Below are 26,367 nucleotides of genomic sequence, written 5' to 3'. Positions count from 1 at the left end.
GGTTTCCTGCTTGCAGTATCCGTTGCATTTGAAACTGCCTAGCGACCCCGGACAGCGAAGGAAAGCCGATTGGCAGAACCGCGGCGCAGGTATATCGCGGCATCAAAGCGATAGTTGCAGAGGATACTTGTCCATGAAACGCCTGACCGTATTTTCCATCGCGCTGCTCGCGACGTCGGCGATTGGCACCGGGCTTGCGGCGCAGGCGATCGGCTCTCAGTCGGGCGTCGACAAGGCGCTGGTCGACCAGAGCGTCAAACCAGGCGACAATTTCGACGATTACGCCAACGGCACATGGCGCAAGACCGCCGAGATCGAACCCGCACGTTCCTCCACCGGGGTCGGGATCGAAGTCTCGAAGGTCGCCGAGATGCGCAACGCGACGATCATTCAGGATGCAGCCAAGGCGAATGCCGCACCGGGGAGCAGCCAGCGCCTGATCGCGGATTATTACGCCGCCTATAACGACACCGCCGCGATTGAGGCGCGCGGGGTGGCACCCCTCAAGACGCTGATCGCGCCGTATTACGCGCTGCGCGACAAGGCGGCGCTCGCGAAGGTGATGGGCGCGCAGATGCGCGCCGACACCGACCCGTTCAACGTCAACAATTACGCCAGCACGACCAACCTGTTCGGCCTGTTCGTGTCGCAGGATCTCAACCAGCCAAAGCGCAACGTCCCCTATCTGATGCAAGGCGGCCTGGGGATGGCCGACCGGGATTTCTATTTGTCGCCGTCACCGCAAATGGCGGAACTGCGCGAAGGCTATAAGGCGTATCTCGCGCAGATCTTCGGCCTGGCCGGGCTGAGCGACCCCGCCGCCCGCGCCGCGCGCGTGTTCGCGCTGGAAATGAAGATCGCCGCGGCGCAGACGGACATCGAGGCGAGCCAGGACGCGAGCAAGGGCGACAACCCGTGGACCCGCGCCGACTTCGCGCGCAAGGCCCCCGGGATCGACTGGGCGGCATATTGGACCGCTGCGGGCATCCCCGCCGGTCAGCAGGACTTCATCGCGTGGCAGCCCGAAGCGATCACAAAACTGTCCGCGCTCGTCGCCAGCGAACCGCTCGATGCGTGGCAGGACTGGCTCACCGCGCACCGCATCTCGGCGGTCGCTTCGGTCTTGCCCAAGGCGTTTGACGACGCGCGCTTCGCCTTTTACAGCAAGCAACTGACCGGCACCACTGCGCAGCAAACCCGCGACAAGCGCAGCATCGCGGCGGTCAACGCAGCGCTCGGCGACGAGGTCGGGCGGCTGTACGCAGCGCGCTATTTCTCGGCGCAATCGAAGGCCGAGATCCAGACGATGGTCAAGAACATCGTCGGCGCATTCGACCAGCGGATCAGTAAGCTCGACTGGATGGCCCCCGCAACCAAAGCGGAGGCGCGGCGCAAACTGTCGGTGCTGTATGTCGGCGTCGGCTATCCCGATCACTGGCGCGCCTTCCCCAAGTTCGCGGTCGATGCGAAGGACCCGATCGGAAATCTCGAGCGCGCCGATCTCGCGATCTACCGCTATCAGGTCGGCAAGCTCGGCAAGGCCCCCGACCGGACCGAATGGTGGATGACCCCGCAAACGGTGAATGCGGTCAACCTGCCGCTGCAGAACGCGCTCAACTTCCCCGCGGCGATCCTGCAGGCGCCGTATTTCGACGCGAAATATGATGCGGCTGCCAATTACGGCGCGATCGGCGCGGTGATAGGGCACGAAATCAGCCACAGCTTCGACAATCTCGGCGCGGATTTCGATTCGACCGGCAAGTATCGCAACTGGTGGACGCCTGCCGATCTCAAACGGTTCGAACAGGCTGGCGCGGCACTGGTCGCGCAATATGACGGGTATGAGGCGCTCCCGGGCCTCAAGCTCAAGGGCCGCCAGGAACTGGGCGAGAATATTGCAGATACCGCTGGCCTAACAGCAGCTTACGAGGCGTATCGCGCATCGTATGGCGGCAAGGAACCGCCGGTCATCGACGGCATGACCGGCGACCAGCGCTTCTTCCTCGCGTTCGCGCAGAGCTGGCGCACCAAGATGCGCGACAAGGCGCTCCGCGCGCGGATCGCGACCGATGTGCATGCACCCGCGATGTTCCGCGTGCTGACGGTGCGCAATCTCGATGCGTGGTATCCGGCCTACAAGGTGCAACCTGGCGACAAATTGTACCTTGCGCCGGCCGACCGGGTCCACGTCTGGTAGGACGCGGCCCCTTTTTCAGCTCTTCCCCGGCGAAGGCCGGGGCCCAGTCGAGGGCGGCCAATGGCGACGGCTGCCCTACCTAATATCGGACATCACGACTGGGCCCCGGCCTTCGCCGGGGAAGTGCAACAGGTTTAGAGAAATATATCACTGCGCGTTCGGCGCGTCGTGCCCGATCAACTCCCGCCCGATGAGCATGCGGCGGATCTCGTTCGTCCCCGCCCCGATGTCGAGCAACTTGGCATCGCGGTAGAACCGCTCGACCGGCCAGTCCTTGGTATAGCCAGCGCCACCCAACGCCTGCACCGCCTCGTTCGCAACCCGCACCGCATTCTCGCTAGCGAGCAGGATCGCCCCCGCCGCATCGAACCGCGTCGTCTTCCCGGCATCGCACGAGCGCGCGACCGCATAGACATAGGCCCGCGCAGAATTGAGCGCGACGTACATGTCCGCGATCTTCCCCTGCATCAGCTGGAACGCGCCGATCGGCTTGCCGAACTGCCGCCGCTCACGGACATAGGGCACCACCACGTCGAGACACGCCTGCATGATCCCGAGCTGGATCCCGGCCAGCACCGTCCGCTCATAATCGAGCCCCGACATCAGTACGCCGACCCCGCCATTCACCGGCCCCATGATATTCTCTTCGGGCACCTCGCAATCGGTAAAGACGAGCTCGGCGGTCGGCGAGCCGCGCATCCCCATCTTGTCGATCTTCTGCCCGATCGCGAACCCCGGCATGTCCTTCTCGATCAGGAACGTCGTGATCCCGCGCGATCCCTCGCCGGTCTTGGCATAGACGACGAGCGTATCGGCATAAGCCGCGTTGGTGATCCAGAATTTCGTGCCGTTGAGGACATAGCCCCCCTGCACCTTCTCCGCCTTGAGCTTCATGCCAACGACGTCGGACCCCGCGCCCGCCTCGGACATCGCCAGACTGCCGACATGCTCGCCCGAAATCAGCTTGGGGAGATACTTCGCCTTCTGTCCAGGCGACGCCCAGCGCGCGATCTGGTTGACGCACAAATTCGAATGCGCGCCATAGCTGAGGCCAACCGACGCCGATGCGCGCGACACTTCCTCGCACGCGATGACATGGTCGAGATACCCGAGCCCGAGCCCGCCATCTTCCTCGGCCACGGTTATCCCGTGCAACCCCAGTTCGCCCATCTCCGGCCAGAGTTGTTGCGGGAACCAGTCCTCGGCATCGACCTTCGCCGCCAGCGGCGCGATCCGGTCGGTTGCAAAACGCTGCGTCGTATCGCGAATCATGTCCGCGGTCTCGCCCAGCGCAAAGTCCATTTCGGCGATCATATCCTGCTCCTTTTCCGCTTCGCCTAGCGCCCGGTCGGGCATCGGGCAATGGCGTGCGGCGCCGCGATGCGATACGCCTGCCAGCCATGAGTGAAGATCGATTCGAACGCCATCGCCAGCCCTGGACGACGGATGAAATCCAGAAGCTGCACACGCTTGCCAAGAAGGGCATGGCGCTGAAGGCGATTTCCAAGGCGCTTAAGCGCAGCGAGGAATCGACCAAGGATCGGGCGAAAGTAGACGGGCTTACGATCGCCAAGTTGCGCTAGCGTTGCTGTACGGTGATAGGTCCGTACCGAGACAGTTGATCGGCCGCCGGAACAAGCCTTATGTGGCGACGTTTGTTGACGGTTGCGCAGGGTATTCTCCTGTGGCGCATTCCCCTGCGGAGCAGCGGCTCGAATGAAATTGCGGTCTTTTCCCGTGGGCGTGGTCGGCGCGCTTGGCATGGTGGCGCTGGCCATCGGCGGATGTGCACAAAAGACCGAAACGAAGGGTGGCCGCGGCGGACCAAAAGGCCCGCCCGAAGTCGGCTATATCGAGATCCAGACGTCCAGCGTTCCATCGGTGACCGAACTCGCCGCGCGAACCTCCGCCTATCAGATGGCGGAAGTCCGCCCGCAGGTGACCGGGCTGATCACCAAGCGGCTCTTCACCGAAGGGACGATCGTCAAGAAGGGCCAGGCGCTCTACCAGATCGACCCGCGCCTGTACCGGGCATCCGCCAACCAGGCCGCGGCGAACCTCGCCAGCGCCGCCGCCAACGCGACCGCGACCAAGGCAAAGGCGGACCGGTACAAGCCGCTCGCCGACATGCAGGCGGTCGCCGCGCAGGATTACACCGACGCGCAGGGTCTGGCGCGGCAGGCCGCCGCCTCGGTCCAGCAGACCCGCGCCGCGCTTGAGACCGCGCAGATCAACCTCAAGTTCACCACCGTACCCGCGCCGATCACCGGCAAGATCGGTCGATCGCTCTACACCGAGGGCGCGCTTGTCACCTCCAGCCAGACCGATCCGCTGACCGTCATCCAGCGGCTCGATCCGATCTTCGTCGATATCCAGCAGGCAAGCGCAGACCTGTTGCGCCTGCGCCGCGCACTGGCCGGCGGAGGCTCGTCCGCGGCTGGCCGTGCAGACGTGCGCCTCACGCTCGAGGACGGCAGCGACTACGGCCAGGTCGGCGACGTGCAGTTTTCCGAAGCGATGGTCGACGCGACCACCGGGACGGTGACGCTCCGCGCGCGCTTCCCCAATCCGCAGGGCCTGCTGCTGCCCGGCATGTTCGTCCGCGCCCGCTTCGCGCAGGCGATCGACAACAATGCGTTCCTCGTCCCGCAGCAATCGGTGTCGCGTGATGCCAAGGGCAATGCGACCGTCTTCCTCGTCGGCCCCGGTAACAAGGCGATCCAGCGCAACATCACCGCCACGCGTACCGTCGGGACCAACTGGGTCGTGACCAGCGGGCTCAAGCCTGGCGACAAGATCATCACGCAAGGCGTCGGCAAGGTGAAACCCGATCAACAGGTTCGTCCGGTCCCCGCCAACGCGCCGCAACAGATCCGCAAACCGGGCAAAGACACCGCCGCCGACCAGAAAAAGAACTGACGCGACATGCTCTCGCGCATCTTCATCGACCGGCCGATCTTCGCCTGGGTCATCGCGATCATCATCATGCTGGGCGGGATCGGGGCGATCTACACGCTCCCGGTCGAACAGTTCCCCGACATCGCGCCGCCGCAAGTCAACATCCGCGCCACCTACCCCGGCGCAAATGCGCAAACGCTGGAGAATTCGGTCGCACAGGTGATCGAGCAGCAGCTCACGGGCATCGACGGGCTGTTGTATTTTACGACCAGCTCGTCGTCGCGCGGACAGGTAACGATCGCCGCGACCTTCTCCAAGGGCACCGATCCCGACATCGCGCAGGTGCAGGTCCAGAACAAGGTCCAGCAGGCGATCTCGCGCCTGCCACAACAGGTCCAGCAACAGGGCCTGACCGTCACCAAGTCCAACCCGGACTTCCTGCTGATCGCCGCGATCTACGATACGACCGACAAGACGACCAACCAGGACGTGTCGGATTATCTCGTCTCCAACCTTCAGGATACGATCGGCCGCATCAAGGGCGTCGGCGACATCAACGTTTTCGGCGCGCAATATGCGATGCGGATCTGGCTCGACCCGAACCGCCTCGCCAGTTTCAGCCTGATACCGGCGGACGTGACCACCGCGATCCAGGCGCAGAACGCCGAAGTCGCGGCGGGCGAGATCGGTGGCGTCCCCAACACCCCCGAACAGGTCCTCAACGCCACCGTTACGTCCCAGTCGCGCCTGTCGACCCCTGAACAGTTCCGCAACATCGTCCTCAAGACCCAGACCGACGGATCCACCGTCCGGCTTTCGGATGTCGGGCGGATCGAGCTCGGCGCGGAAAGCTACGCCGTCACCAGCCGCGTCAACGGCCATCCCGGCGCAGGCATCGCGGTCAGCCTGGCACCCGGCGCGGACGCGCTGGGCACCGCCGAACTGGTCAAGGCCGAGATCGAACGCTCGTCCAAGGCGTTCCCGAATGGTTACGCCTACAGCTTCCCGCAGGATTCCACCGCGTTCATCAAGCTGTCTGTCGAAGAAGTCGAAAAGACGCTGTTCGAGGCGATCATCCTCGTCGTCATCGTGATGTTCGTCTTCCTGCAGAACTGGCGCGCGACGCTGATCCCGACGATCGCAGTCCCCGTCGTGCTGCTCGGCACGTTCGGCGTGTTCGCTTTGGCGGGCTTCTCGATCAACACGCTGACACTGTTCGGGCTGGTGCTCGCGATCGGCCTGCTGGTCGACGATGCGATCGTTGTGGTCGAGAACGTCGAGCGTCTGCTCGAGGAAAACCCCGAGATGTCGCCGCGCGATGCGACGATCCAGTCGATGAACGAGATCACCGTCGCGCTGATTGCGATCGCGCTCGTGCTGTCGGCGGTGTTCCTCCCGATGGCGTTCTTCGGCGGGTCGACCGGCGTGATCTACCGCCAGTTCTCGATCACGATCGTCTCGGCGATGGTGCTTTCGGTCGTGGTGGCGCTGATCCTGACCCCCGCACTCACCGCGACGCTGCTCAAGCGGAAAAGCGAGCACACGTCCGACAGCTGGTTCGGGCGCAAGTCGCAGCGCGCCAAGGACTGGTTCAACAACGGGTTCGACCGCACCGTCGATCGCTACGGCCATATGGTCGAGAAGGTGATCAACCGGAAATGGCTGTTCCTGCTGATCTACGCTGGCACGATGGCGGTCCTCGTGCTGCTGTTCGTCCGATTGCCGACCGGCTTCTTGCCGACCGAGGACCAGGGGATCGCGCAGATCCAGTACAACCTCGCCCCCGGTGCGACGCTCAACCAGACGCGCGTCGCGCAGTTGCAGATCGAGAAATACTTCAAGGAACAGGAAGGCGCCAACGTCGAGGGCTATCTGACCGTTGCGGGCGGCGGTGGCGGTAGCGGCGGATCGAACGCCGGCCGCGGGTTTATCGCGCTCAAGGACTGGGCGGATCGCAAGGGCGTCGAGAATGGTGCCGACGCCATCACCTCACGGGCTACCAAGGCGCTGAGCGGGCTGCGCGACGTCGAATTCTACGCGACCGTCCCGTCGGCGGTGCGCGGTCTTGGCCAGTCCAATGGCTTCACGATGGAGTTGCAGAATTCGGGCGGCCTGACCCGCGAACAGTTCAAGGCGGCACGCGATGGCCTGCTCGCCGCGGCGCGTGGGGATGCGACGCTGGCGGCGATCCGGCCGACCGACCTCGAGGATCAGCCGACGCTCAAGGTGGAACTGGACTCGCAGAAGCTCAGCACGCTCGGGCTGACCCAGGCGAACGTGAACTCGACCCTGTCGACCGCATGGGGCGGTTCCTACGTCAACGACTTCAACGATCGTGGCCGCGTCAAGCGCGTCTATGTGCAGGGTGATGCGCAATATCGGTCGTCGCCCGACGATCTGTCGAAGTGGTTCGTCCGCGGCACCACCGGCACGATGGCGCCCTTCTCCGCCTTCTCGACCATCTCGTGGAGCAAGGCTCCGCCGTCGCTTGCGCGCTTCTCGGGGATTTCGTCCTATGAAATCTCGGGCCAGGCCGCTCCCGGCCAGAGCTCGGGCCAAGCGATGGACCGAATGACCGAACTCGCCGCGAAATACCCCGGCACCAGCGTCGCCTGGGCGGGCCTGTCGTATCAGGAACGCCTGTCCTCGGGTCAGGCACCGTATCTCTACGCGATCTCGCTGCTCGTCGTGTTCCTGTGCCTCGCCGCTTTGTATGAAAGCTGGTCGATCCCGGTCGCGGTGCTGTTGATCATTCCGCTCGGTCTGATCGGTGCGGTGTTCGCGGTGACGCTGCGCGGGCTGCAGAACGACGTGTATCTGCAGATCGGGCTGCTCACGACGATGGGTCTTGCCGCCAAGAACGCGATCCTGATGATCGAATTCGCCGAGCAATCGGAGAAGTCGGGCAAGCGTGTGATCGAGGCGGCGCTCGAAGCCGCGCGGATCCGACTGCGCCCGATCCTGATGACCAGCTTCGCGTTCATCTTCGGCGTGCTGCCGCTCGCGATCTCGACCGGCGCGGGTGCCAACAGCCGCATTGCGATCGGTACCGCGGTGATCGGCGGGATGCTGACCGCGACGATCCTCGCGATCTTCTACATCCCGTTGTTCTTCGTGCTGATCCGCCGCGGCACGCGCGACGTGCTCAAGCACTTCCACCACGACAAGCCCGACGAGACGACTGCGGAGCCATACGGTCCGCCCGCCCCCAATGCGTCGAACCGCCCGGAGGCAACCGCATGATCCGCAAACTCCTGCTGGGCGTATCGCTTGCCGCGGTCTCCGCTTGCTCGATGGCACCGAAGTACGTGCAGCCCGAACTGCCGGTCCCGCCGAGCTGGCCGACCGGCGACGCCTACCTTCGGCAAAGCGAAGCGACTTTGCCCAGCGTCACCTACCGCGACATCTTCCGCGACCCCCGGTTGCAGTCAATCATTGCGCAGGCGTTGGTCAACAATCGCGATCTGCGCGTCGCGGCGGCGAACATCGAATCCGCCCGCGCGCAATATCGCATCCAGCGCGCCGAGCTCTTTCCCGAAATCGGCGCCACCGCGAACTATCAGCGGCGGGACAATGGATCGGGCGGGGTCATCAACAACACCGGCACGGGCACCGGAAACGGTGGCGGCGTCGGCACAATCGACCCGACCACCGGCACTGGCACCGGCACCGGTACCGGTACGGGGGTCGGAACCGGCAATACCGGCACCAACATCACCACCGGGAGCGGCGCACGCAGCAGCTTCTCGGTCAATGTCGGCATCACCGCGTTCGAAGTCGATCTGTTCGGCCGGATCCGGTCGCTCACCACCGCAGCGCAGAACCGCTACTTCGCGACCGAAGCGACCGCACGCGCGACCCGGCTGACGCTGGTCGGCGACATCGCCACCGCCTGGCTGACCTACGCGTCGGACCAGAGCCTGTTACGGATCGCGCAGGAGACCGCCGCCAGTGCACAGCGCAGCGTCAGCCTCACCAAGATGCGGCTTGACGGCGGGGTCGCACCGCGTACCGATCTGGCGCAGGCGCTGATCGTGCTCCAGACCGCGCAGTCGGATCTCGCGACACAGACGACGCTGGTCGCGCAGGACGTCAACGCGCTCCAGCTGCTGGTCGGCGCGCCGGTCGATCCCGCGCTCCTCCCCAAGTCGATCGAGGAAGTCGCCCCCACCATCGCCGAACTGCCCGCCGGGCTCAACTCGACGATCCTGCTGCGCCGCCCCGACGTGCTCGAAGCGGAATATGAACTGCGCGCGACCAATGCCGAGATCGGGGCCGCGCGCGCCGCCTTGTTCCCGCGCATTTCGCTGACCGCGCTCGCCGGCCTTGCCAGCACGTCGTTGTCGAGCCTGTTTACCGGAGGCGCGTTCAACTATTCGGTGTCGCCGAGCGCAAACTATTCGATCTTCCAGGCCGGTGCCGCGCGTGCCGGCGTGGCGCAGACGCGTGCGCAGCGTGACGCAGCCCTCGCGACCTATGAGAAAGCGATCCAGACCGCGTTCAGCGAAGTCGCCGACGGTCTCGCCCGGCGTGGTACGATCGACCGGCAACTGGCCGCGCAAGTCGCGCTTTCGGCGGCAGCAACCGACAATTACCGGCTATCCGATGCACGATACCGTGGCGGCATCGACACGTTCCTGCAGAGTCTCGACGCCCAACGGTCGCTATACTCGGCACAGCGGACGCTGGTGACGACCCGGCTGACCGGCGCGACCAATCTCGTGACGCTGTACCGCGTGCTGGGTGGCGACTCGCTGCTCGACCCGACCGCAAACGGGCCGCGTCCCGTTGCAGAACAGGCGACCAGCGGTGTCACGCCAACGATAAGGTGACTTTACAGGCTGCTGCTGTAAGGATTGCACCGGGGCGATAGTGACCGGGCGGTACTGGCCACTCGGTGGATCGGCTGGGATACGACCGATATGAGCCACCGCATCCGCCGTTTTACTGCCGCTGATCAACCCGCGATGATCGCCTTTGCCGAGCAATTACCGGAACATGACCTGCTGTTCCTGGGGCGGGATCTCAAACATCCGCGCGTCGTTGCCGCCTGGGTCGAGGCGATGACTCAAGGCTATATCGATGGCCTTGTCGCAGAAGAAGACGGCACGCTGGTCGGCACCGCCGCGCTGGTCTGCGACCCGCTCGGATGGAGCGCACATGTCGGGGAGGTCCGCCTGCTCGTCACCCCGACACGGCGGGGCGCTGGCGTCGGTCGCGACCTGCTCGAGGGGATCTATGTCATCGCGCGCGATCGCGGCCTGACCAAGCTGATCGCCAACATGACGCCGGACCAGATCGGGTCGGTCATGCTGTTTGAAAGCCTCGGGTTTCGGGCGGAAGCCTTGCTACGTGATCATGTCCGTGACCGAGAAGGCGTCTTCCACGACCTCGCCGTGCTCAGCGCAGATATCACGCGTGACAGTAGCCCCCTCGAAAACGACTGATCAGACCTGCAGGGTACCAGGGTAACGGACAAAACCGTCCTCCCTGGATCCCGATGTCCGCTTCCTCAGCCCTTGTTGCCGCGCACCATGCCCACGGTGTCGCGCCCGAACTGCATGATCAACTCGCCGATCTCGCGGGCCTGCGTCATGTTGCGAGTGCTCTGGTCGCGGATGAAGTCGCCCTGGATCTTCATCACCTCAGACAGATCCTTCGCCGCCGCCGCCGCACGCATCGCGTTGAACGCTTCGCGGGTGTTGGTTTCGGCCTGGTCCAGCATCTTGAGGCTGACGGTCGATCCGTTCTCGGCCATCTTGCCGCCGGCGTCGCGGAGTGCTTCGCCGGCCTTCTTGGCGGGATCGACGACCTTCTCGTTGAAAGCGTCTCGCATATTGTCGCTCATGCCTTGGGTCCTCTCCTTGGATACCGCTGTCCGAACGGCCGGTGCCGACGAAAACCGTCGGTATGATGAAAAGGCGCCGTCGGTATGCCCGACAGATCACCCTTAACTTTAACGCGCGAAACGGTTTTTCGTCGCGTTACAACAGTTGCGCGGCGTAGCTCGCCGGTGCCGGAGGCAGAACGTTTCGGGCAATCGTCCCGCTCGCGGTGATGACCATCAGCGCGACGCCACCCGCCAGCCATTCGCGCCGCGTCGGCGTCTGGTCCGCCACGAGCAGGACGACCGCAACCGCCGTCGCGACCATCGACCACAAATGATAGCGCAAGTCGGACGCGATGCTCAGCATGAGGAAGCTCGTTTCGAGCAACACCGCCGACACCAGCAGCGCCAACGCCAGGTCCCGCGCCGCCCCCGCGCGCCGTCGCATCGCCACCACCAGACTGACGACCGCGACCGACAGGAATGCGAGCGGCCAGCCGAGCGGCGTGTCGACGGTGATCTGTTCGAACTGCCGCCATTGCCGCGCAAGCGGCGCGGGGCTTTCAAGCCCCAGTGCGTTCGCTTCGCTGGTGACCGGCGGAAGCGCACCCGGCCCCCCTGCCCCGACAAGCCAGCGCTCGGTCGAGTTCCAGTGCGCCAACCGGTGCGCGAGATACGCCCCCGGCGCACGAACGATCGCCGCCGCCAGCATCCGGTACAAGGTCCCGGTCGGATAGGCGTGCAACGGCTCAACCTCCGCGGCGCAGCGCGACGGCTCACCGAGCGGATCCCAGAAATAGGGTTTGACGCAATGCCGTGCCGCAATCGTGCGGACCGCCGCTGCGGACAATCCGGTCGGGACCCCGGGCGCGCGCACCGCAATCGCCGACAGATCGTAGATCGCCTCGGTTTGTTCGACACCGCTGTCGCTCGCACCGAGCAGACCATGATTGATCCATGGCGAAACCGCGAGCACCGCCCCCACGCCAACCAGTGCGACGACCCCGCGCGCCCACCAGTCGCGGGGCCCGACCAGCATCACGATCAGCGCAACCGTCGCAAACACCGCATTCGCGCGCACCAGCGTTGCGTACCCGAGCAACACCGCGACGAGCAGCCACGCCCAACCGGGAACGCGCAATGCGCGCAATCGCCACCAGCCGACCACGCCGACCGCCGCGAGCATGGCGCCGAGCATCTGCGCGTCCTTGAGCACCGTCCCCTGCCAGCCGAGGAACAGCGGCATAGCGCCGATCCCGAGCACCGCGACGCCGCACCCCGTCTTCCCGGTCCGCGCAAGCGAAGACGCGAGCAGCCCCAGACCGCCCCAGTACAGCGCCATCTGCAGGACGAGCATCGGCGCGGCGGCCCCGCCGAACGTGGCGTGCATCACCCGCCACAGCCGCGCCATGATCGGGGGATGCCAGTCATCGAACTGCCCCGACACGACCTGGCGATATTGCGCGACGGTATCGTAAAGTGCGACGCCCGGCCAGAACAGGCCAAGCGCCGCCACGCACAGCACCAGCGCCACCCCGGCCAGGAACGCGGGGCGGTACCGGTCAGCGATCATATCAGAAGTGGATCGCCCGCCCGTAGGCACCCAGCACGCTCTCGTGCATCATCTCGCTGAGCGTCGGATGCGCGAACACGGTTTCCATCAGTTCGGCCTCGGTCGTCTCGAGCTGACGCGCGACGACATAGCCCTGGATCAGCTCGGTCACTTCCGCGCCGACCATGTGCGCACCCAGCAGCTCGCCGGTCTTGGCGTCGAACACCGTCTTGACGAAGCCCTCGGCCTCGCCGAGCGCGATCGCCTTGCCGTTGCCGATGAACGGGAATTTCCCGACCTTGAGCTCGTAACCCGCTTCCTTGGCCTTCGCCTCGGTGAAGCCGACGCTCGCGACCTGCGGGCGCGAATAGGTGCAGCCCGGGATGTTCCACTTCTCGAACGGATGCGGCTTCAGCCCCGCAATCGCCTCGACGCAGACGATGCCCTCATGGCTCGCCTTGTGCGCGAGCCACGGTGCGCCGGTCACGTCGCCGATCGCGTAGATCCCCTCGACGTTAGTGCGCGCATAGCCATCGACCTTGATGTGCCCGCGCTCGGTCTCGATCCCGAGTGTCTCGATCCCGATGTTCTCGGTATTGGGAACAATCCCGATCGCGACGATGACATGGCTATACTCTGCCGAGGTAACCGTACCGTCCTTGCCCTTGATCTTGGCGGTAACGCCCTTGGCGGAGGTCTCGATGCCCTCGAGCCCGGTCCCGACCAGCAGCTTGATCCCCTGCTTCGTCAATGCCTTGTCCATGAACGCGGAGACTTCCTCGTCCTCGACCGGCAGGATCCGCGGCAGCATCTCCACGATCGTAACGTCCGCGCCCATGTCGTTGTAGAAGCTCGCGAATTCGACGCCGATCGCGCCCGATCCGATGACCAGCAGCTTGGTCGGCATTGCGGGCGGGACCATCGCGTGACGATAGGTCCAGATCCGCTCGCCGTCCGCCTTGGCGAACGGCAGGTCGCGCGCGCGCGCGCCGGTCGCGACGATGATGTGCTTGGCTTCGAGCTCGGTCGTCTTGTCGCCTTGCTTGACGGTCAGCTTGCCCTTGCCCGTCAGCGCGCCGACGCCCTCGAACACCTGGATCTTGTTCTTCTTCATCAGGCCTTTGACGCCCGCGTTGAGCTGGCCCGCGACCTTGCGGCTGCGCTCGACCACCTTGTTCAGATCGAACGACACGTTGTCCGCGCTGAGGCCGTAGCTCTCGGCGTTCTGCATGTAGTGATAGATTTCAGACGTGCGCAGCAGCGCCTTGGTCGGGATGCAGCCCCAGTTGAGGCAGATGCCGCCCAAGCGCTCGCGCTCGATGATCGCGGTCTTGAGGCCAAGCTGCGCCGCGCGGATCGCGGCGACGTAGCCGCCGGGGCCGGAGCCGAGGATGACGAGATCGAACGTATCAGCCAAGGGAGGATCCTTCTTCTTGCAAGGGTTGCGGACGATCGTCCGCGCCCATCGAAACCAGGGTAAAGCGCCCGCTCGCGGCGCGCTCGGTATGTTCGCCGTGCCGGTCGCGCCGCCACACGGCAACCGCGACCGTCATCGAGGTGCGCCCGGTGGCGGTTATCTCGGCGTGGAAACTGACTTCGTCACCGATCGCGACGGGGGCCGTGAAGCTGAACCCGTCCGCTGCGACGACCGGCGCGCGCCCGCCGCAACGGCGTGACGCGACCGACCCGGCGGCCAGCGCCATCTGCCCCATCAGCCAGCCCACGAAGATCTTGCCATACGGATTGGCATCGCACGCCATCGCGGTCGCGCGGATCGCAGGAGCAGAGCTGGGGGGAGCCTCAGCCATGCCGCGACGGGTCCCGCGCCGCCCGATCCCGGGCAACCGCCAGACGGATCGGACGGATTCCCATCAGCACCAGCACGATCATCGAGACATAAGCGACCGCCCAGATCGAATCACGGGCCGGAGGGACCGACCAGGTCGCGAGCGATGCGAACACCACCGCGCCGATCAGCCCCGCCACGACCCACAGCGCCTCGATCAGGGTGCGCCACATCATCTCAGGCCAGCATCCCCAGCGGCGATTCGACCAGCGACTTGAACGCCTGCATCAACTGCGCGCCGTCCGCACCGTCGATCGCGCGGTGATCGAAGCTGCCCGTCGCCGACATCACGGTGGCGACGCCGAGCTGGTCGTCGACGATATACGGACGCTTCTCGCCCGCGCCGATCGCCATGATCATGCCCTGCGGCGGGTTGATGACCGCCTCGAACTGCTTGATCCCGTACATACCCATGTTGCTGAGCGACGCCGTACCGCCCTGATATTCCTCGGGCTTCAGCTTGTTGTCGCGGGCCCGCGCGGCCAGGTCCTTCATCTGGGTCGAGATCGCGGCGACGCCCTTGGTGTCGGCGTGCGAGACGATCGGCGTGATCAGGCCCGACGGGGTCGACACCGCGACCGAGATATCCGCGCGCTCGAAGCTGATCAGCTGGTCGGGCGTGAACATCACGTTGCACTTGGGCACCTGCATCAGGCTGGCGGCGAGAGCCTTGATCAGCAGATCGTTGACCGACAGCTTCACGCCGCGGCTTTCGAGCCCCTTGTTCATGTCGCCGCGCAGCTTGAGCAGCGCGTCGAGCCGGATATCGACCGTCAGATAGATGTGCGGAACGGTCTGCTTCGATTCGGTCAGGCGACGCGCGATCGTCTTGCGCACGTTGCTGAGCTTCTCGGCGGTGTGCGGAATGTCCGGGATCGCGGCGGGCTTGGGCGCTGCGGTTGGAGCAGCAGTGGTCGGTGCCGGTGCGGCAGCAGCTTCGCTCGACGCAGGCGCAGCGGCCTTGGCCGAACCGGCCTTGGCGCCTTCTAGATCGGCGCGGACGATCCGGCCGTTCGGGCCCGAACCCTGCAACGCCGCGAGATCGATGCTCTTTTCAGCAGCGATACGGCGCGCGAGCGGGCTTGCCTTGACGCGCTCGCCATCCTGGCGCGGTGCTGGGGTCGGCGCAGGCGCGGCCGACTTCGGTGCAGCACCGCCCTCGGGGTTGCCGTGATCCTCGGCCTGCTCGGTCGTGCGCTCGACGGGCTTGGCTTCGCTGCCGGTCTTGTTGGGATCTTCCGCCGACGGCTTGGGCTCGGATTCCTTCGCCGCGGGCTCTGGCGTGGTGTCGCCCGCGCTCTCGCCGTCTTCGAGCAGCGTCGCGATGACCGTGCCGACCTTCACATTATCGGTGCCCTCGGCAACCAGGATCTTCCCGATCGTGCCTTCGTCGACCGCTTCGAATTCCATCGTCGCCTTGTCGGTCTCGATTTCCGCCATCAGGTCACCCGATTTGACGACATCGCCCTCCTTGACCAGCCACTTGGCCAGCGTACCCTCCTCCATCGTCGGGGAAAGCGCAGGCATTTTGATCTCGACCGGCATCGACACGTCCTTGTTTTGACCGAATCCTATGGTCGCAGTCCTTCGCGCCCGATCACCGCCCGGTCAAGACCGACGCTTGCGTCATGCGGCAGTTAGCCCCACTTATCGGCAGGGGAGAGCCGGCGAAAATGCGCATTTATCTGGTGGTGATCGACGAAACACCTGAAAGCAGCATCGCGCTGCGCTTCGCCGCCCGGCGCGCGGTCAAGACCGGCGGCGGGGTGGAAATCCTGGCGTTGGTGCCCCCTACCGAATTTACGCCGTTCGGCGGCGTCCAGGCGACGATCGAGGACGAAGCACGCGATCACGCCGAGGCATTAGTGACCGGCGCAGCGGGTACGCTGATCCAGGAATCGGGCCTGCGACCCTCGATTACCGTCCGCCAAGGCGAAGGGCCGAAGGTCATCCGCGAGATGATCGCGGCAAACCCGGACATTGCAGCCCTCGTGCTGGCGACCGCAGCCTCGGGCGCGCCGGGGCCGCTGGTCGCGCATTTTGCGGGGCAGGATGCGGGCGGATTGCCGATCCCGCTGATGATCGTGCCGGGCTCGCTGGACCGCGAGGCGATCGATCGTCTGAGCTGACCAAGCCTTTTTGCCCGCGCCGATTTCAGCCTCGTCTGCCTTTTCCTGCCAAGGCGGGAACGGACGGCAAAGCAACAACACCTTACAATCCCGAACAGTCCTCTCCACCCGCCTTAACATGGCCGCTGCGAAACCATCAGCGTTCTCCCGCGAAGGCGGGAGTCCAGGAGTCGCGAGAACCGTCAGTCGCAGCTTTGCTTGGCTCTGGGTTCCCGCCTTCGCGGGAAAACAGCAAATGACGGGTCTGCAACCCAACCTTTGCAGAGGTTTTGCTTTGGCGGGAGAACGGGCAAGGCTTCCGACCAGTCTCCACACATCCAAGAGCCGTCAGAACTTGTCCGGCATCATCGGTCCGCCCCGCGCTTGCGCCCGCAGGAAGCCCGGCTGTGCCTCGAGCCGATCGAGATAGGCGATGAGCGTCGGATATTCGTCGAGCAGCTTCGCCATCCGCGCCATTGCGAGAAAATAGCTCATCTGGATGTCCGCGAGCATCGGGCGCTGCCCCATCAGGAATGGCTTCTCGCCCAAACCGTCCGCGATGTAGCCGAGCGTGGTCTGCACCATCGGCAACGTACGGTCGACGGTGGCCTGATCGCCCCCGCGCTTGGCCAGCAGCACCGTCACCACGGGACCTGCCGCGGTGCTCTCGACGAAATCGAGCCACTCCTCGTGCAGCGCGTGTTCCGTCGTCCCGGCTTCCGGGGAAAAGCGGCTCTGGCCATAGCGACCGTCGATATGGCGCAGGATCGTCGCCGATTCGGCGAGCATCAGGTCGTCGTCCATGATGACCGGCGACTTGCCGAGCGGATGGACCGTCTTGAGCTCGGGCGGCGCCCGGAATTCGGCAGTACGCTCGTACCGGATGAGATCGACCGGAAGCCCCAGCTCCTCGATCAACCACAGAATACGCTGCGAACGGGAATAGGCGAGATGGTGGAGAGTCAGCATTGGTAAATTCCTTCGAGAAGGGGAAAATCAGGCGCCGGGTGGCACGCCCTGATCGCGCGGCGACACCGGCGCGTGGACCTCGTGACAGATCGCGCGGAGCCCAGGCTTGAGCCCTTCCTCCAGCGTCGGATGATAGAAGGGCAGTTCTAGCAAGCTCGTCGCGGTCTCCCCGCGCATGATCGCCAGCGCGAGCAGATGCGCGATGTGATCCATTCCCGGACCGATCATCGCGGCCCCCGTCAGCTTCCCGTCGGGCTTGCTCGCGAAGATCCGCACCATGCCCTCGGCCTGCGCCATCACGCGAGCACGCCCCTGATCGTCATAGGGCGCACAGCCGATCACGCTGTCCTCGTCGGCTGGCGCACCCAGCGCCGCGACCGGCGGGTCGGTAAAGGTGATCGTGAACGGCAGATCGCGCTCGACCGGCACGACATTCGGGAAGCGCGCAGCGTTGCGGCCGGCGATGGTTCCCTCATTCGACGCCTCGTGCAGCACCGGCCGATCCGCATCCGCGTCTCCGGCGATGAACACCGGCGCATCGCCGCACTGGAGCGTGGTCTTGTCGAAGCACGGCACCGCGTGATCATCGAGCGACAGCCCCGTCTGATCGAGTCCCAGCCCGTCGAGCATGGGCGCGCGCCCGGTCGACACCAGCACCCGATCGAACCGCTCCCGACCGCCATCCCAGCTAAGCACGACACCCCCCTCTTCCGCCGAAGGCGACGCCTCGACGCCAAGATGCACCGTCATGCTCGTCCGCAGGATCCGCAGCAGTTCGTCGTGTACCACCGGGTCCTTGACCCCGCCGATGCGCTCCCCGCTCTCGAACACCGACACGGTAACGCCGAGGCTCGCAAAGGCCTGCGCAAGCTCGAGCCCGAGTGCGCCACCGCCGACCACGCCCAGCGATTTGGGCAGCGTTTCGCGTTCGAAGATCGTCTCGTTGGTATCGATCAGATCGCCCAATGCGCGAAACGGCTCGGGCACGATCGGCCGCGATCCCGTCGCGATCACCACCGCACGCGCGGACACGGTTCGCCCGTCGTCCAGAGTCAGCGTGGAAACGCCGCTGAACCGTGCCCGGCCATGCACGGCTACACCCTCCGGCAGATCGTCAAACCCATTCTTGGTCGCCGCCACGAAATGATCCCGCTCCCGCCGCACCCGCGCCATCACGCGCGCACCGTCGATTTCCGGCGTAGCGTCGATCCCGAACACCGAAGCACGCCGGACCGACTTCGCGGCCATCCCGGCCGTCACCAGCAGCTTGGATGGCATGCACCCGACGGTCGCGCAGGTCGTCCCGACAAAGCCTTCGTCGATCAGCAGCGTCCGCGCGCCCTCTGCGCGCGCAACGCGCTCGGCGGCCAACCCCGCGGTCCCCGCGCCGATCACGGCGACGTCGCACGTCAGGTCGGCTGTTTCGGTGTCTGCCATCGGATGTCCTTGAAAAGCCATTGCGACCTGCACAACGCCGGGCGCGCCGGATGGGGCCGCGCTCCTTCGGAATAATGGCGTCGCGGGTCGTGCGTCGCATCTTGCCGTCACAAGCCCTTGATGCGCGGCCGCTTCCCCGCCACCATACCCCGATGCGCACCCTTCCCCTGCTCGCTCTCGCGATCCTCGCCACCCCCGTCTTCGCCCAGAACGCCCCCTCGCAGGCCCCCGACCCGGCCCGTTTGAAGGCCAGCGTCGAGAAGCTCGTCAGCTTCGGCACCCGCCACACGCTCTCGTCGTCCGACGACCCCGTCCGCGGGATCGGCGCGGCGCGCAAATGGGCGGGCGGCGAACTCACCCGCATCGCGGACAGCTGCAACGGCTGCATCACGGTCGCCAACATCGCGCAGACCGTCACCAACGCGCGCGCGCCGAACGGTGCCAACATCGTCGACGTGCTCGGCTTCCAGCAGGGGCTCGACCCCAAGCGCGTCGTCATCGTCGGCGCGCATATCGACAGCCGCGTCACCGACGTGATGGACATCACCAAGGACGCCCCCGGCGCGAACGACGACGCGTCGGGCGTGGCGCTGGTGCTCGAGGCGGCGCGCCTGCTGTCGAAGGAGAAATTCCGCGCGACGATCGTCTACGCGGTGTTCACCGGCGAGGAACAGGGCTTGCTCGGCGCGACGCTGCTCGCCGACACCGCCAAGCAGCGCGGCTGGACCGTCTCGGCAATGCTCAACAACGACATCGTCGGCAACACCGTCGGGCAGAATGGCGTGCGCGTCGCCGACCGGGTCCGCGTCTTCTCGGAAGGCATCCGCGCGTCGGAGGACCTCCCCGCGCAGATCGCCCGGCGCGGCAACGGCGGCGAGGACGACGGCCCTTCGCGCAGTCTCGCAAAGGCGATCGACGGCGTCGCGCAGGGGATCCCCGGCGGGCTCGACGTGATGCTCGACCGCCGCCCGGATCGCTTCGGGCGCGGCGGCGATCATGAGCCGTTCCTGAAGCTCGGCTATCCCGCGGTGCGCTTCTCGGTCGGGGCGGAGAATTACACCCAGCAACATCAGGACCTGCGCACCGAGAACGGCGTGGTCTACGGCGACACCGTCGACAAGATGGACTTCCCCTATCTGGCGAAAGTCACCGCGATCAACGTCGCGACAATCCGCCGCATCGCCGCCGCCCCCGCCGCGCCGACCGGCGTCACGATCGCGGGCGCGCTCGCGACCGACACGACGGTCAAGTGGGAGCCGGTCGCCGGCGCGGTGCGCTACCGCGTGCATTACCGCCGCAACGACGTGCAGGACTGGCAGAAAATGGTCGAGGTGGCCGCGCCCGCCGTCACTGCTGTACTGAAAGACGTGATCGTCGACGACACGTTCGTCGGCGTCGGCGCAGTCGGCGCGGATGGCGCGGAGAGCCTGGTGACGTTCGCCGGGCCGGAGCCGCGCAAGCGCTGAGGCTGGGTTTTTGCGAACTGACGTTATTGCAGGAACCGCGTCATTTTAGGGACCGCTTCCCCGGCGAAGGCCGGGGCCCAGTAGCGAAGGCCGTGGTAACGAAGCGCAACCGCCGCCATCCGCCGCCCGCTAATGGGCCCCGGCCTTCGCCGGGGAAGCGCAAGGGTTTAGGAAAGCTCAAGGGCTCAAGCGAAGCGCAGGCTACCGCTAGCGCCGCCGCGATCGGCTGCTGTGGCGGCTCCTGCGCCGCACCCGTGAGGAGACGATCTCGTCCGGATAGCCATAAGACGCGCCGCTCTGCACCGTAACAACGCTGCTCCCCCCGGCGTCATACCGCCGCGCAGCCCCGCCGAGATACGCCCCGTTGGTCGCATAACTGGTCACGCCACCGCGCGACACGACCGGCGGCATCACGACCACCGGCGGCTCGTCCACCGTGCCATAGCCGCCATTCCGCTCGGCACGGTCGGCCGCATCCCGTACGATCTCGCCCGCATCCACATACACCGGCGGCGCCGCATCCTGTTGCGGCGCCGGTTCGCGCGTCCGTTGCGCCTCGCCCGCGGTCGCGCCGAACACCGCCACAATCGTCACTGCCAAAACACCCAGACGTACCATCACATTACTCCCAGCAAGGCCTGCCTGCCGGAGGAACGTGAAACTTCGGTAAACCCCAGCCCCGGTCAGCCCGCGATCCGCGGCGCGAGCAATGCCATCAGCGCCTCGCACCCGGCGGCATCCTGCGCGTCGAACCGCGCCGCGCTCGGGCTGTCGAGGTCGAGCACGCCGATCAACCGGCCCTCATGCACGATCGGCACGACCAGTTCGGACCGGCTCGCCGCGTCGCATGCGATATGCCCCGGGAACGCATGGACGTCCTCGACCAGCTGCGTCTCCAGCGTCTTGGCCGCCGCGCCGCACACCCCGTCACCGACCGCGATGCGGATGCACGCGGGCTTGCCGAGGAACGGTCCGACGACCAGCTCGCCCGCGACCAGCCGGTAGAAGCCCGACCAGTTGAGATCGGGAAGATATTGCGCGATCAGCGCCGCCGCATTCGCCATGTTGGCGATCGCATCGTGCTCGCCATCGGTCAGCGCGTCGAGCGCAGCGTGCAGGTCGCGAAAGAGGTCGGCCTTGGAGTCCGCGGACACCGCAAATTCGTACATCGTCTTCTCCGTCGCGCGGCTCGCCTTGCGCGCGCGTCCGCTCTTGGCAAAGCGCGGTGCCCGGAACAACCCGCCAAACCCGTCGTCAGCCAATCGACCCGCCCGCGCCTTTGGATTAGGAGCAACCCATGGTCGCCATCCCCGTCACCCGCTCTATCAGCATCGACAGCGAAGAATTGCAGGAATCGTTCACCCGCGCGGGCGGTCCGGGCGGGCAGCACGTCAACACCACCGACAGCGCAGTGCTGCTCCGGTTCGACGTGGGCGCGTGCCCTACGCTCCCCGATGCGGTCAAGAACCGGCTCGCGGTACTCGCGGGATCACGGCTGACGCGCGAGGGGGTGCTGGTCCTGCGCAGCGAAGGCGCGCGATCGCAATTGCTCAACCGCCAGGAAGTGCGCGAGCGGCTGCTCGACATGATCCGCGAAGCCACGATCGTCCCCAAGCGCCGCCGCCCAACCAAACCGTCCAAGGCCGCCAAGACCCGGCGGATGGAGGGAAAGACCAAGCGCGGGACGGTCAAGTCGCTGCGGGGCCGGGTGACGGACTGATCGGGACCCTCGACCGCCCGAACACCCCCCACCCGTTCGTGCTGAGTAGCGACCGAGTAGCCCCCCTTGGGGCGTATCGAGGGCGCGTATCGAAGCACCGTTCCGCGCGGCACCTATGCTTCGATACGGGACGAACGGAAGGTTTGGGCCACGGCTTCGCCAAAAGACAGAACCGCCAGCGTTTAGCCCTCGCTGAACCCCGCCGCCAGGAACCGCTCGGGCAGCGGTGCCTTCGCCACGATCGGCTCCTTGCCCGCCCGCGGGATCGCCAGTTCGGCGGCGTGGAGCAAGGTCTGCCCCCCGCCCTTGCCATAGACCGGATCGCCCACGACCGGCGCGCCGAGCCCTTCCAGCGCATGCACGCGGATCTGATGCGTACGACCGGTTTCCGGAATGAATTCAACGAAGCTGCGACCGTCCTTTACAGACAATAGCCGCCATGCCGTGCGCGACGGCTTGCTGCCCTTCGCCGCCTGCGGGTCACCGACCATGCGCCAGCCGTCCTCGACCGTGCTGACCTTGGCCAGCGCCAGATCGATCAGCCCACTGGCCCCCTCGACCCCGTCGCCAACCACGCCGTCGAGCACCGCGAGATAGCGTTTGCGCACCAGTCCCTGCTCGAACGCCTGTTGCAGCTTGGCGTGCGCCTTGGGGTTGCGCGACAGCAACAGGCAGCCCGACGTATCGCGGTCGAGCCGGTGGACCGGAACCGGCCAGCGCTTGAACCCGAAGGTCAGCCCGTCGAGGTGGTTTTCGAGGCTCAACGAACCGTCGCGGGGACGGTCGACCGGGAGCCCGGCGGGCTTGTCGATGACGAGCGCCTCGCCGTCGAGGAAGAGTACATGATTTACCAGCATGCGCGCCTCTTGCCACCGCAAGCCCCGTCATGCCAGTGCCGCCGCGGCACCGGGCAGCGAGAAGACGTGTTTTGCGGAAGTTGAAGTCGGCGGTGATCGCCGCAGCGGCGCTCGCGCCGGTCGTTGTCCCCCCGTCCGCAAGCGCGGCTCCGCGCGCCCCCGAACCCGCCGTGCTGGTCGCGGCGGCGGATGGCCGGATGCTCGGGCATTTGCCGTATGGCGATGTTCCGACGGGAGAATTGGTCGCGGTGCCGGCAGGGTTCTCGGTCGGCGCGACCTGTCGCCTTAACCGCGCGGTGCTGCCCGATTTGGAGCGGCTGCGCACCGCCGCCGTCGATACCCCCGGCGTCGGCAACACCCTCCGCGGAATTTCCTGCCATCGCAGCATCGCGCACCAGACCGCGGTTTTCTGTCACGGCGCGCATCACGCGGCGTGCGTCGACGCGATCGACCGGGCTCGTTCGGTCGCGCCGCCGGGGTATAGCGAACATGCCACGGGCTATGCGATCGACTTCGGCCTCCGCCCGACGCGCACGTGTCCCGACGTCAATTACTGCTTCGCCTCGACCCCCGCGGGGCAATGGCTGCTTGCGCATGCGCCCGATTACGGGTTCGAACTGTCGTTTCCCGCGGGCAACGCGCAAGGGGTGACGTGGGAACCGTGGCATTGGCGCTGGGTCGGAACCGGTCCGGACGTTCCCGGAGCCGCCGCCGCGCGATCGCTGTTCGCGCGGGCGCGCAGTACGTTTCCCGCACGCCCTGCGGTGCGCGACGTCCGGGCGGCCAATGCCGCGGTCGTGCCGGTGCCAGTCAGCAGACTCGCCCCCGCCGCCCTGCCCTTGCCCGACATCAGTCGAGCAAGGGTCCGCCGGCGCTGACGTATCCCTGCGAAAGCAGGGATCCAGGGTAACGAACGCTGCGGCCCGCAACCCTGGGCTCCTGCTTTCGCAGGCGAACATATGATAGTAACCTACGCGTTAAGCTCAGAACTTTCCGGCCAACGAGACGCCGATGATGCGCGGATCGTTGTACACGGCGGCGTTGTAATTCTCGATCACGCCCTTCAGGTTCTTCTCATTGGTCAGGTTCCGCACGAACACCGCGAGTTCGTACTTGTTGTCCGGCGCGACATAGCCCGCCTTAAGGCCGGCCTCGAACGTGCCGTCCGAGGTGAACTCAGCGGTCTTGTACAGGACGAAGCTGGTGTACCCCTGCACATTGGCATCGCCCGCCAGGAACAGCGACCCGCCATTGCCGAGCGGCACGTCGTAGCGTGCGGTCCCGTTGAGCTGATATTTCGGCGCGTTGGGCAATGGGTTGCCGTCGATCTGCGCAAAGGTGTTCGCCCCCACGCGGATCGTCGGGTCCTGCACCGTGCAGGTGATCACACCACCGAGGATGCAGACCTGCGCATAGACGCGCGGATCGTTGATCTCGGAATGCAGCACGCTGCCGCCGAGCCCCAGCGTCAACTGGCGCACCGGACGCCACGTCAGTTCGGCCTCGCCGCCCCACGCCTTCGCCTTGTCCGCGTTGAACAGCACGCCGTTGCCGAACGAGTCGTTGCCGTTCAGCTGGATGTCGCTGACTTCATAATAGAAGCCGGTCGCGTTGAAGCGCAGCGTGTTGCCGAACAGGTTCGACTTCACGCCCGCTTCATACGACATGATCGTTTCGGAATTGGCGGTGGTGAAGTCCGCGTTGAACACCGCCGACCGGCCCTGGATCGTCGGCCCGCGGAAGCCGCGCGCGACGCGCGCATAGACGCTGACGTTGCGGTCGAACTGGTACAGCGCGCTCGCATCCCAGCTCGGCTGCGTGTCCGACAGGCGGACGTAGCGGCGCCCGGTGTAGCTCGACACGCCCGCCGCATTGGCGTTGGCGACGAGCAGCCGGGTCGACTTGGTATCGTTGGTGACGCGCACGCCGCCGGTGAGCGTCAGCTTCGGCACAATCTCGTAGCTGACCTGCCCGAAGCCGGCGTAGGAGGTGTTGATGTCGCGCAACAACACGCGGTTGTTGGGGTTGGGGCGCGTGCCGTTGAGGTCGGGCTGCGTCAGGAACACCCCGCGCTGCGCGAATTCGGTGATGTCGCGGGAGTCGAAGTACATGCCGCCGATCTGCCACTTGAACCGCCCGGTGCCGTCGTCCGACAGCCGGACTTCCTGCGTCAGCTGGTCGAGATCGCGGATCCGGCCCTGGCTCTCGCCGTAGAAGCGCGCGCCCGCGAAGTTGGTCGCGGCCCCGCCGTCGGTATCGCCACGGCTGTAGCCCGACGTCGTCTCCCACGCGCTGATCGAGGTCAGCACGACGCCGCCGAAATCGTTCTTTAGGTTCAGCGAGCCGCCATAGGTCTTGTACGCCTGCGGGTTGTTCGCCGCCTCGTCGAGCGCGACCGACGCGCGCGGCGCGTCGCTGACGTCGTTCGATCCGCGCTTGAGGGCACCGCGATGGAAGATCGTCGAGGTACCGCTGTAATCCCGCGCATGTGCCGACAGCAGGCCGGTGAAGCCGGTGTCGGGTGGGGTCAGCATCAACTGGACGCGGACGTCGCGCTCATCGAACCCGCCGAGCTTGTCCTTGCCGCCGACCGTGCCGTCCGCGCTGACGCCGGTGTAGGTGTTGTCGACCCAGTTATCGCGGTGCTGGACCAGCCCCGAGACACGGAACGACAGCACGTCCTTGACGATCGGCCCGCCGACGCCAGCGTCGAGCGTCGCGGTATTGTAGCTACCGTAGGACGCCGATGCACGGCCGTGGAAGTCGTTGGTCGGGCGGTTGGTGTCGAACTTGATGATGCCCGCGGTCGTGTTGCGACCGAACAGCGTCCCCTGCGGGCCACGCAGCACTTCGACCTGGCGGACGTCGAACACCGGGTTGGACTTGAGCACGACATGCTCGAGCACGACGTCGTCCTGGATGATCGACACCGGCTGCGATGCGCCAAGGTAGAAATCGATGTTGCCGAGGCCGCGGATATAGAAGCGCGGGAAGATGCGCCCGGTGGTCGTCTCGGCGTACAGGCCGGGCACGCGGTTGGCGAGTTCGAGCACGTCACCACCGCCGCTCTGGAACGCGCGCAGATCGTCACCGCCGACAACGCCGACCGAGATCGGCACCTTCTGCAAATTCTCGGTGCGGCGTTCGGCGGTCACGACGATGTCGCCCAGACCTTCCTCGGTTGCAGCGGCACCCACCGTCGCGGTCGCAACGGGATCGCTCGCGGTCTGTGCCAACGCGGATCCGGTGGCAAACAGGGCGGTGCCTGCGGCTCCCGCCAGCAGCAGCGACTTTACGACGGTCTTGTTCACAAATAGTCCCCTTGATCGTACCCGGAGCACCGCCGACCGACATCCGTGCGAACACCAGCGGTGTCGCATCTAGGTCTGTTCGTTCAGAGTGGCAGCGCTTCCCCGTCGGCGGCGCTAGGGACGGATTGTTGCTGATTCATGACAAAGCATGGCCAAACAAGGGCATAAGCTCAGGTCTG

23 protein-coding genes are annotated in these 26,367 nt (G+C 65.9%); 10 read left to right on the top strand and 13 right to left on the bottom strand.

What is annotated here, in order from left to right:
* Positions 1–133: 133 nt before the first annotated feature.
* Positions 134–2,197 (top strand): M13 family metallopeptidase, encoded by a 2,064-nt coding sequence (locus tag AC3WJR_RS04785; RefSeq protein WP_492722732.1) that lies wholly within the window; start codon positions 134–136, stop codon positions 2,195–2,197.
* A gap of 147 nt (positions 2,198–2,344) precedes the next feature.
* Here the strand turns inward: AC3WJR_RS04785 and AC3WJR_RS04780 are convergent, their stop codons facing one another.
* Complete coding sequence (locus AC3WJR_RS04780; protein WP_492722730.1) at positions 2,345–3,511, bottom strand: isovaleryl-CoA dehydrogenase; 1,167 nt, start codon at positions 3,509–3,511, stop codon at positions 2,345–2,347.
* An 86-nt stretch (positions 3,512–3,597) separates the two neighbouring features.
* On the opposite strand from AC3WJR_RS04780, the gene AC3WJR_RS04775 reads away from it, so the two are divergent.
* The 5 genes from AC3WJR_RS04775 to AC3WJR_RS04755 all read left to right on the top strand — a co-directional run bounded on the left by AC3WJR_RS04775 (position 3,598) and on the right by AC3WJR_RS04755 (position 10,542).
* A complete protein-coding gene (locus AC3WJR_RS04775; protein ID WP_354280421.1) occupies positions 3,598–3,780 on the top strand; it encodes a hypothetical protein in 183 nt (60 codons plus the stop codon).
* Between the two features lie 133 nt (positions 3,781–3,913).
* Positions 3,914–5,116: an efflux RND transporter periplasmic adaptor subunit gene (locus AC3WJR_RS04770; RefSeq protein WP_354280419.1), complete on the top strand. Its 1,203-nt coding sequence runs from the start codon at positions 3,914–3,916 to the stop codon at positions 5,114–5,116.
* Between the two features lie 6 nt (positions 5,117–5,122).
* Positions 5,123–8,338 carry an efflux RND transporter permease subunit gene (locus AC3WJR_RS04765; RefSeq protein ID WP_354280417.1) on the top strand — a complete coding sequence of 1,072 codons (3,216 nt, stop codon included), beginning with the start codon at positions 5,123–5,125 and terminating at the stop codon, positions 8,336–8,338.
* Entirely contained in the window at positions 8,335–9,927 is a 1,593-nt protein-coding gene (locus AC3WJR_RS04760) for an efflux transporter outer membrane subunit (RefSeq protein WP_492722728.1), read from the top strand. The genes AC3WJR_RS04765 and AC3WJR_RS04760 overlap by 4 nt, the downstream gene beginning before the upstream one ends.
* A gap of 90 nt (positions 9,928–10,017) precedes the next feature.
* On the top strand, positions 10,018–10,542 hold the full coding sequence (locus AC3WJR_RS04755) for a GNAT family N-acetyltransferase (RefSeq protein WP_492722726.1): 525 nt from the start codon (positions 10,018–10,020) through the stop codon (positions 10,540–10,542).
* Between the two features lie 65 nt (positions 10,543–10,607).
* Here the strand turns inward: AC3WJR_RS04755 and AC3WJR_RS04750 are convergent, their stop codons facing one another.
* The 6 genes from AC3WJR_RS04750 to AC3WJR_RS04725 all read right to left on the bottom strand — a co-directional run bounded on the left by AC3WJR_RS04750 (position 10,608) and on the right by AC3WJR_RS04725 (position 15,865).
* On the bottom strand, positions 10,608–10,943 hold the full coding sequence (locus AC3WJR_RS04750) for a phasin family protein (RefSeq protein ID WP_354280412.1): 336 nt from the start codon (positions 10,941–10,943) through the stop codon (positions 10,608–10,610).
* A 136-nt stretch (positions 10,944–11,079) separates the two neighbouring features.
* On the bottom strand, positions 11,080–12,495 hold the full coding sequence (locus AC3WJR_RS04745; RefSeq protein WP_492722724.1) for a hypothetical protein: 1,416 nt from the start codon (positions 12,493–12,495) through the stop codon (positions 11,080–11,082).
* A 1-nt stretch (position 12,496) separates the two neighbouring features.
* Positions 12,497–13,891 (bottom strand): dihydrolipoyl dehydrogenase, encoded by a 1,395-nt coding sequence (gene lpdA, locus AC3WJR_RS04740; RefSeq protein ID WP_492722722.1) that lies wholly within the window; start codon positions 13,889–13,891, stop codon positions 12,497–12,499.
* Positions 13,884–14,282, bottom strand: coding sequence for an acyl-CoA thioesterase (locus tag AC3WJR_RS04735; RefSeq protein WP_354280408.1), 399 nt, complete (start codon positions 14,280–14,282; stop codon positions 13,884–13,886). The genes lpdA and AC3WJR_RS04735 overlap by 8 nt, the downstream gene beginning before the upstream one ends.
* Positions 14,275–14,496, bottom strand: coding sequence for a hypothetical protein (locus AC3WJR_RS04730; protein WP_354280406.1), 222 nt, complete (start codon positions 14,494–14,496; stop codon positions 14,275–14,277). The genes AC3WJR_RS04735 and AC3WJR_RS04730 overlap by 8 nt, the downstream gene beginning before the upstream one ends.
* 1 nt (position 14,497) lies before the next feature.
* On the bottom strand, positions 14,498–15,865 hold the full coding sequence (locus AC3WJR_RS04725; protein ID WP_492722719.1) for a pyruvate dehydrogenase complex dihydrolipoamide acetyltransferase: 1,368 nt from the start codon (positions 15,863–15,865) through the stop codon (positions 14,498–14,500).
* 128 nt (positions 15,866–15,993) lie between these two features.
* On the opposite strand from AC3WJR_RS04725, the gene AC3WJR_RS04720 reads away from it, so the two are divergent.
* On the top strand, positions 15,994–16,449 hold the full coding sequence (locus AC3WJR_RS04720) for a universal stress protein (protein ID WP_010163162.1): 456 nt from the start codon (positions 15,994–15,996) through the stop codon (positions 16,447–16,449).
* Between the two features lie 327 nt (positions 16,450–16,776).
* Here the strand turns inward: AC3WJR_RS04720 and AC3WJR_RS04715 are convergent, their stop codons facing one another.
* Together AC3WJR_RS04715 and AC3WJR_RS04710 are read right to left on the bottom strand one after the other, a co-directional pair.
* Positions 16,777–17,397, bottom strand: a complete 621-nt coding sequence (locus AC3WJR_RS04715; protein ID WP_492722717.1) for a glutathione S-transferase family protein — start codon at positions 17,395–17,397, stop codon at positions 16,777–16,779.
* A gap of 27 nt (positions 17,398–17,424) precedes the next feature.
* Positions 17,425–18,834: a dihydrolipoyl dehydrogenase gene (locus tag AC3WJR_RS04710; protein ID WP_492722715.1), complete on the bottom strand. Its 1,410-nt coding sequence runs from the start codon at positions 18,832–18,834 to the stop codon at positions 17,425–17,427.
* Positions 18,835–18,986: 152 nt separating this feature from the next.
* Between AC3WJR_RS04710 and AC3WJR_RS04705 the strand changes: the two genes are divergently transcribed.
* Complete coding sequence (locus AC3WJR_RS04705) at positions 18,987–20,300, top strand: M20/M25/M40 family metallo-hydrolase (RefSeq protein ID WP_492722713.1); 1,314 nt, start codon at positions 18,987–18,989, stop codon at positions 20,298–20,300.
* Between the two features lie 207 nt (positions 20,301–20,507).
* Here AC3WJR_RS04705 and AC3WJR_RS04700 read toward each other — a convergent pair whose 3' ends face one another.
* On the bottom strand, positions 20,508–20,918 hold the full coding sequence (locus AC3WJR_RS04700) for a hypothetical protein (RefSeq protein ID WP_492722711.1): 411 nt from the start codon (positions 20,916–20,918) through the stop codon (positions 20,508–20,510).
* 65 nt (positions 20,919–20,983) lie between these two features.
* The gene (locus tag AC3WJR_RS04695; protein WP_492724163.1) at positions 20,984–21,469 is read right to left on the bottom strand and encodes a GAF domain-containing protein; all 486 of its coding nucleotides are present in this window, start codon (positions 21,467–21,469) and stop codon (positions 20,984–20,986) included.
* Between the two features lie 128 nt (positions 21,470–21,597).
* Between AC3WJR_RS04695 and arfB the strand changes: the two genes are divergently transcribed.
* Entirely contained in the window at positions 21,598–22,020 is a 423-nt protein-coding gene (gene arfB, locus AC3WJR_RS04690) for an alternative ribosome rescue aminoacyl-tRNA hydrolase ArfB (RefSeq protein WP_131528881.1), read from the top strand.
* A gap of 182 nt (positions 22,021–22,202) precedes the next feature.
* On the opposite strand, the gene AC3WJR_RS04685 is transcribed toward arfB, so the two are convergent.
* Positions 22,203–22,877, bottom strand: coding sequence for an RluA family pseudouridine synthase (locus AC3WJR_RS04685; RefSeq protein WP_492722709.1), 675 nt, complete (start codon positions 22,875–22,877; stop codon positions 22,203–22,205).
* 71 nt (positions 22,878–22,948) lie between these two features.
* On the opposite strand from AC3WJR_RS04685, the gene AC3WJR_RS04680 reads away from it, so the two are divergent.
* Positions 22,949–23,755: a M15 family metallopeptidase gene (locus tag AC3WJR_RS04680; protein WP_492722707.1), complete on the top strand. Its 807-nt coding sequence runs from the start codon at positions 22,949–22,951 to the stop codon at positions 23,753–23,755.
* Positions 23,756–23,860: 105 nt separating this feature from the next.
* On the opposite strand, the gene AC3WJR_RS04675 is transcribed toward AC3WJR_RS04680, so the two are convergent.
* Positions 23,861–26,257 carry a TonB-dependent receptor gene (locus AC3WJR_RS04675; RefSeq protein ID WP_492722705.1) on the bottom strand — a complete coding sequence of 799 codons (2,397 nt, stop codon included), beginning with the start codon at positions 26,255–26,257 and terminating at the stop codon, positions 23,861–23,863.
* Between the last annotated feature and the right edge of the window lie 110 nt (positions 26,258–26,367).

The organism is Sphingomonas sp. FW306-05-A (genome assembly GCF_058782275.1).
This window is presented reverse-complemented; position numbering and strand designations above follow the sequence as displayed.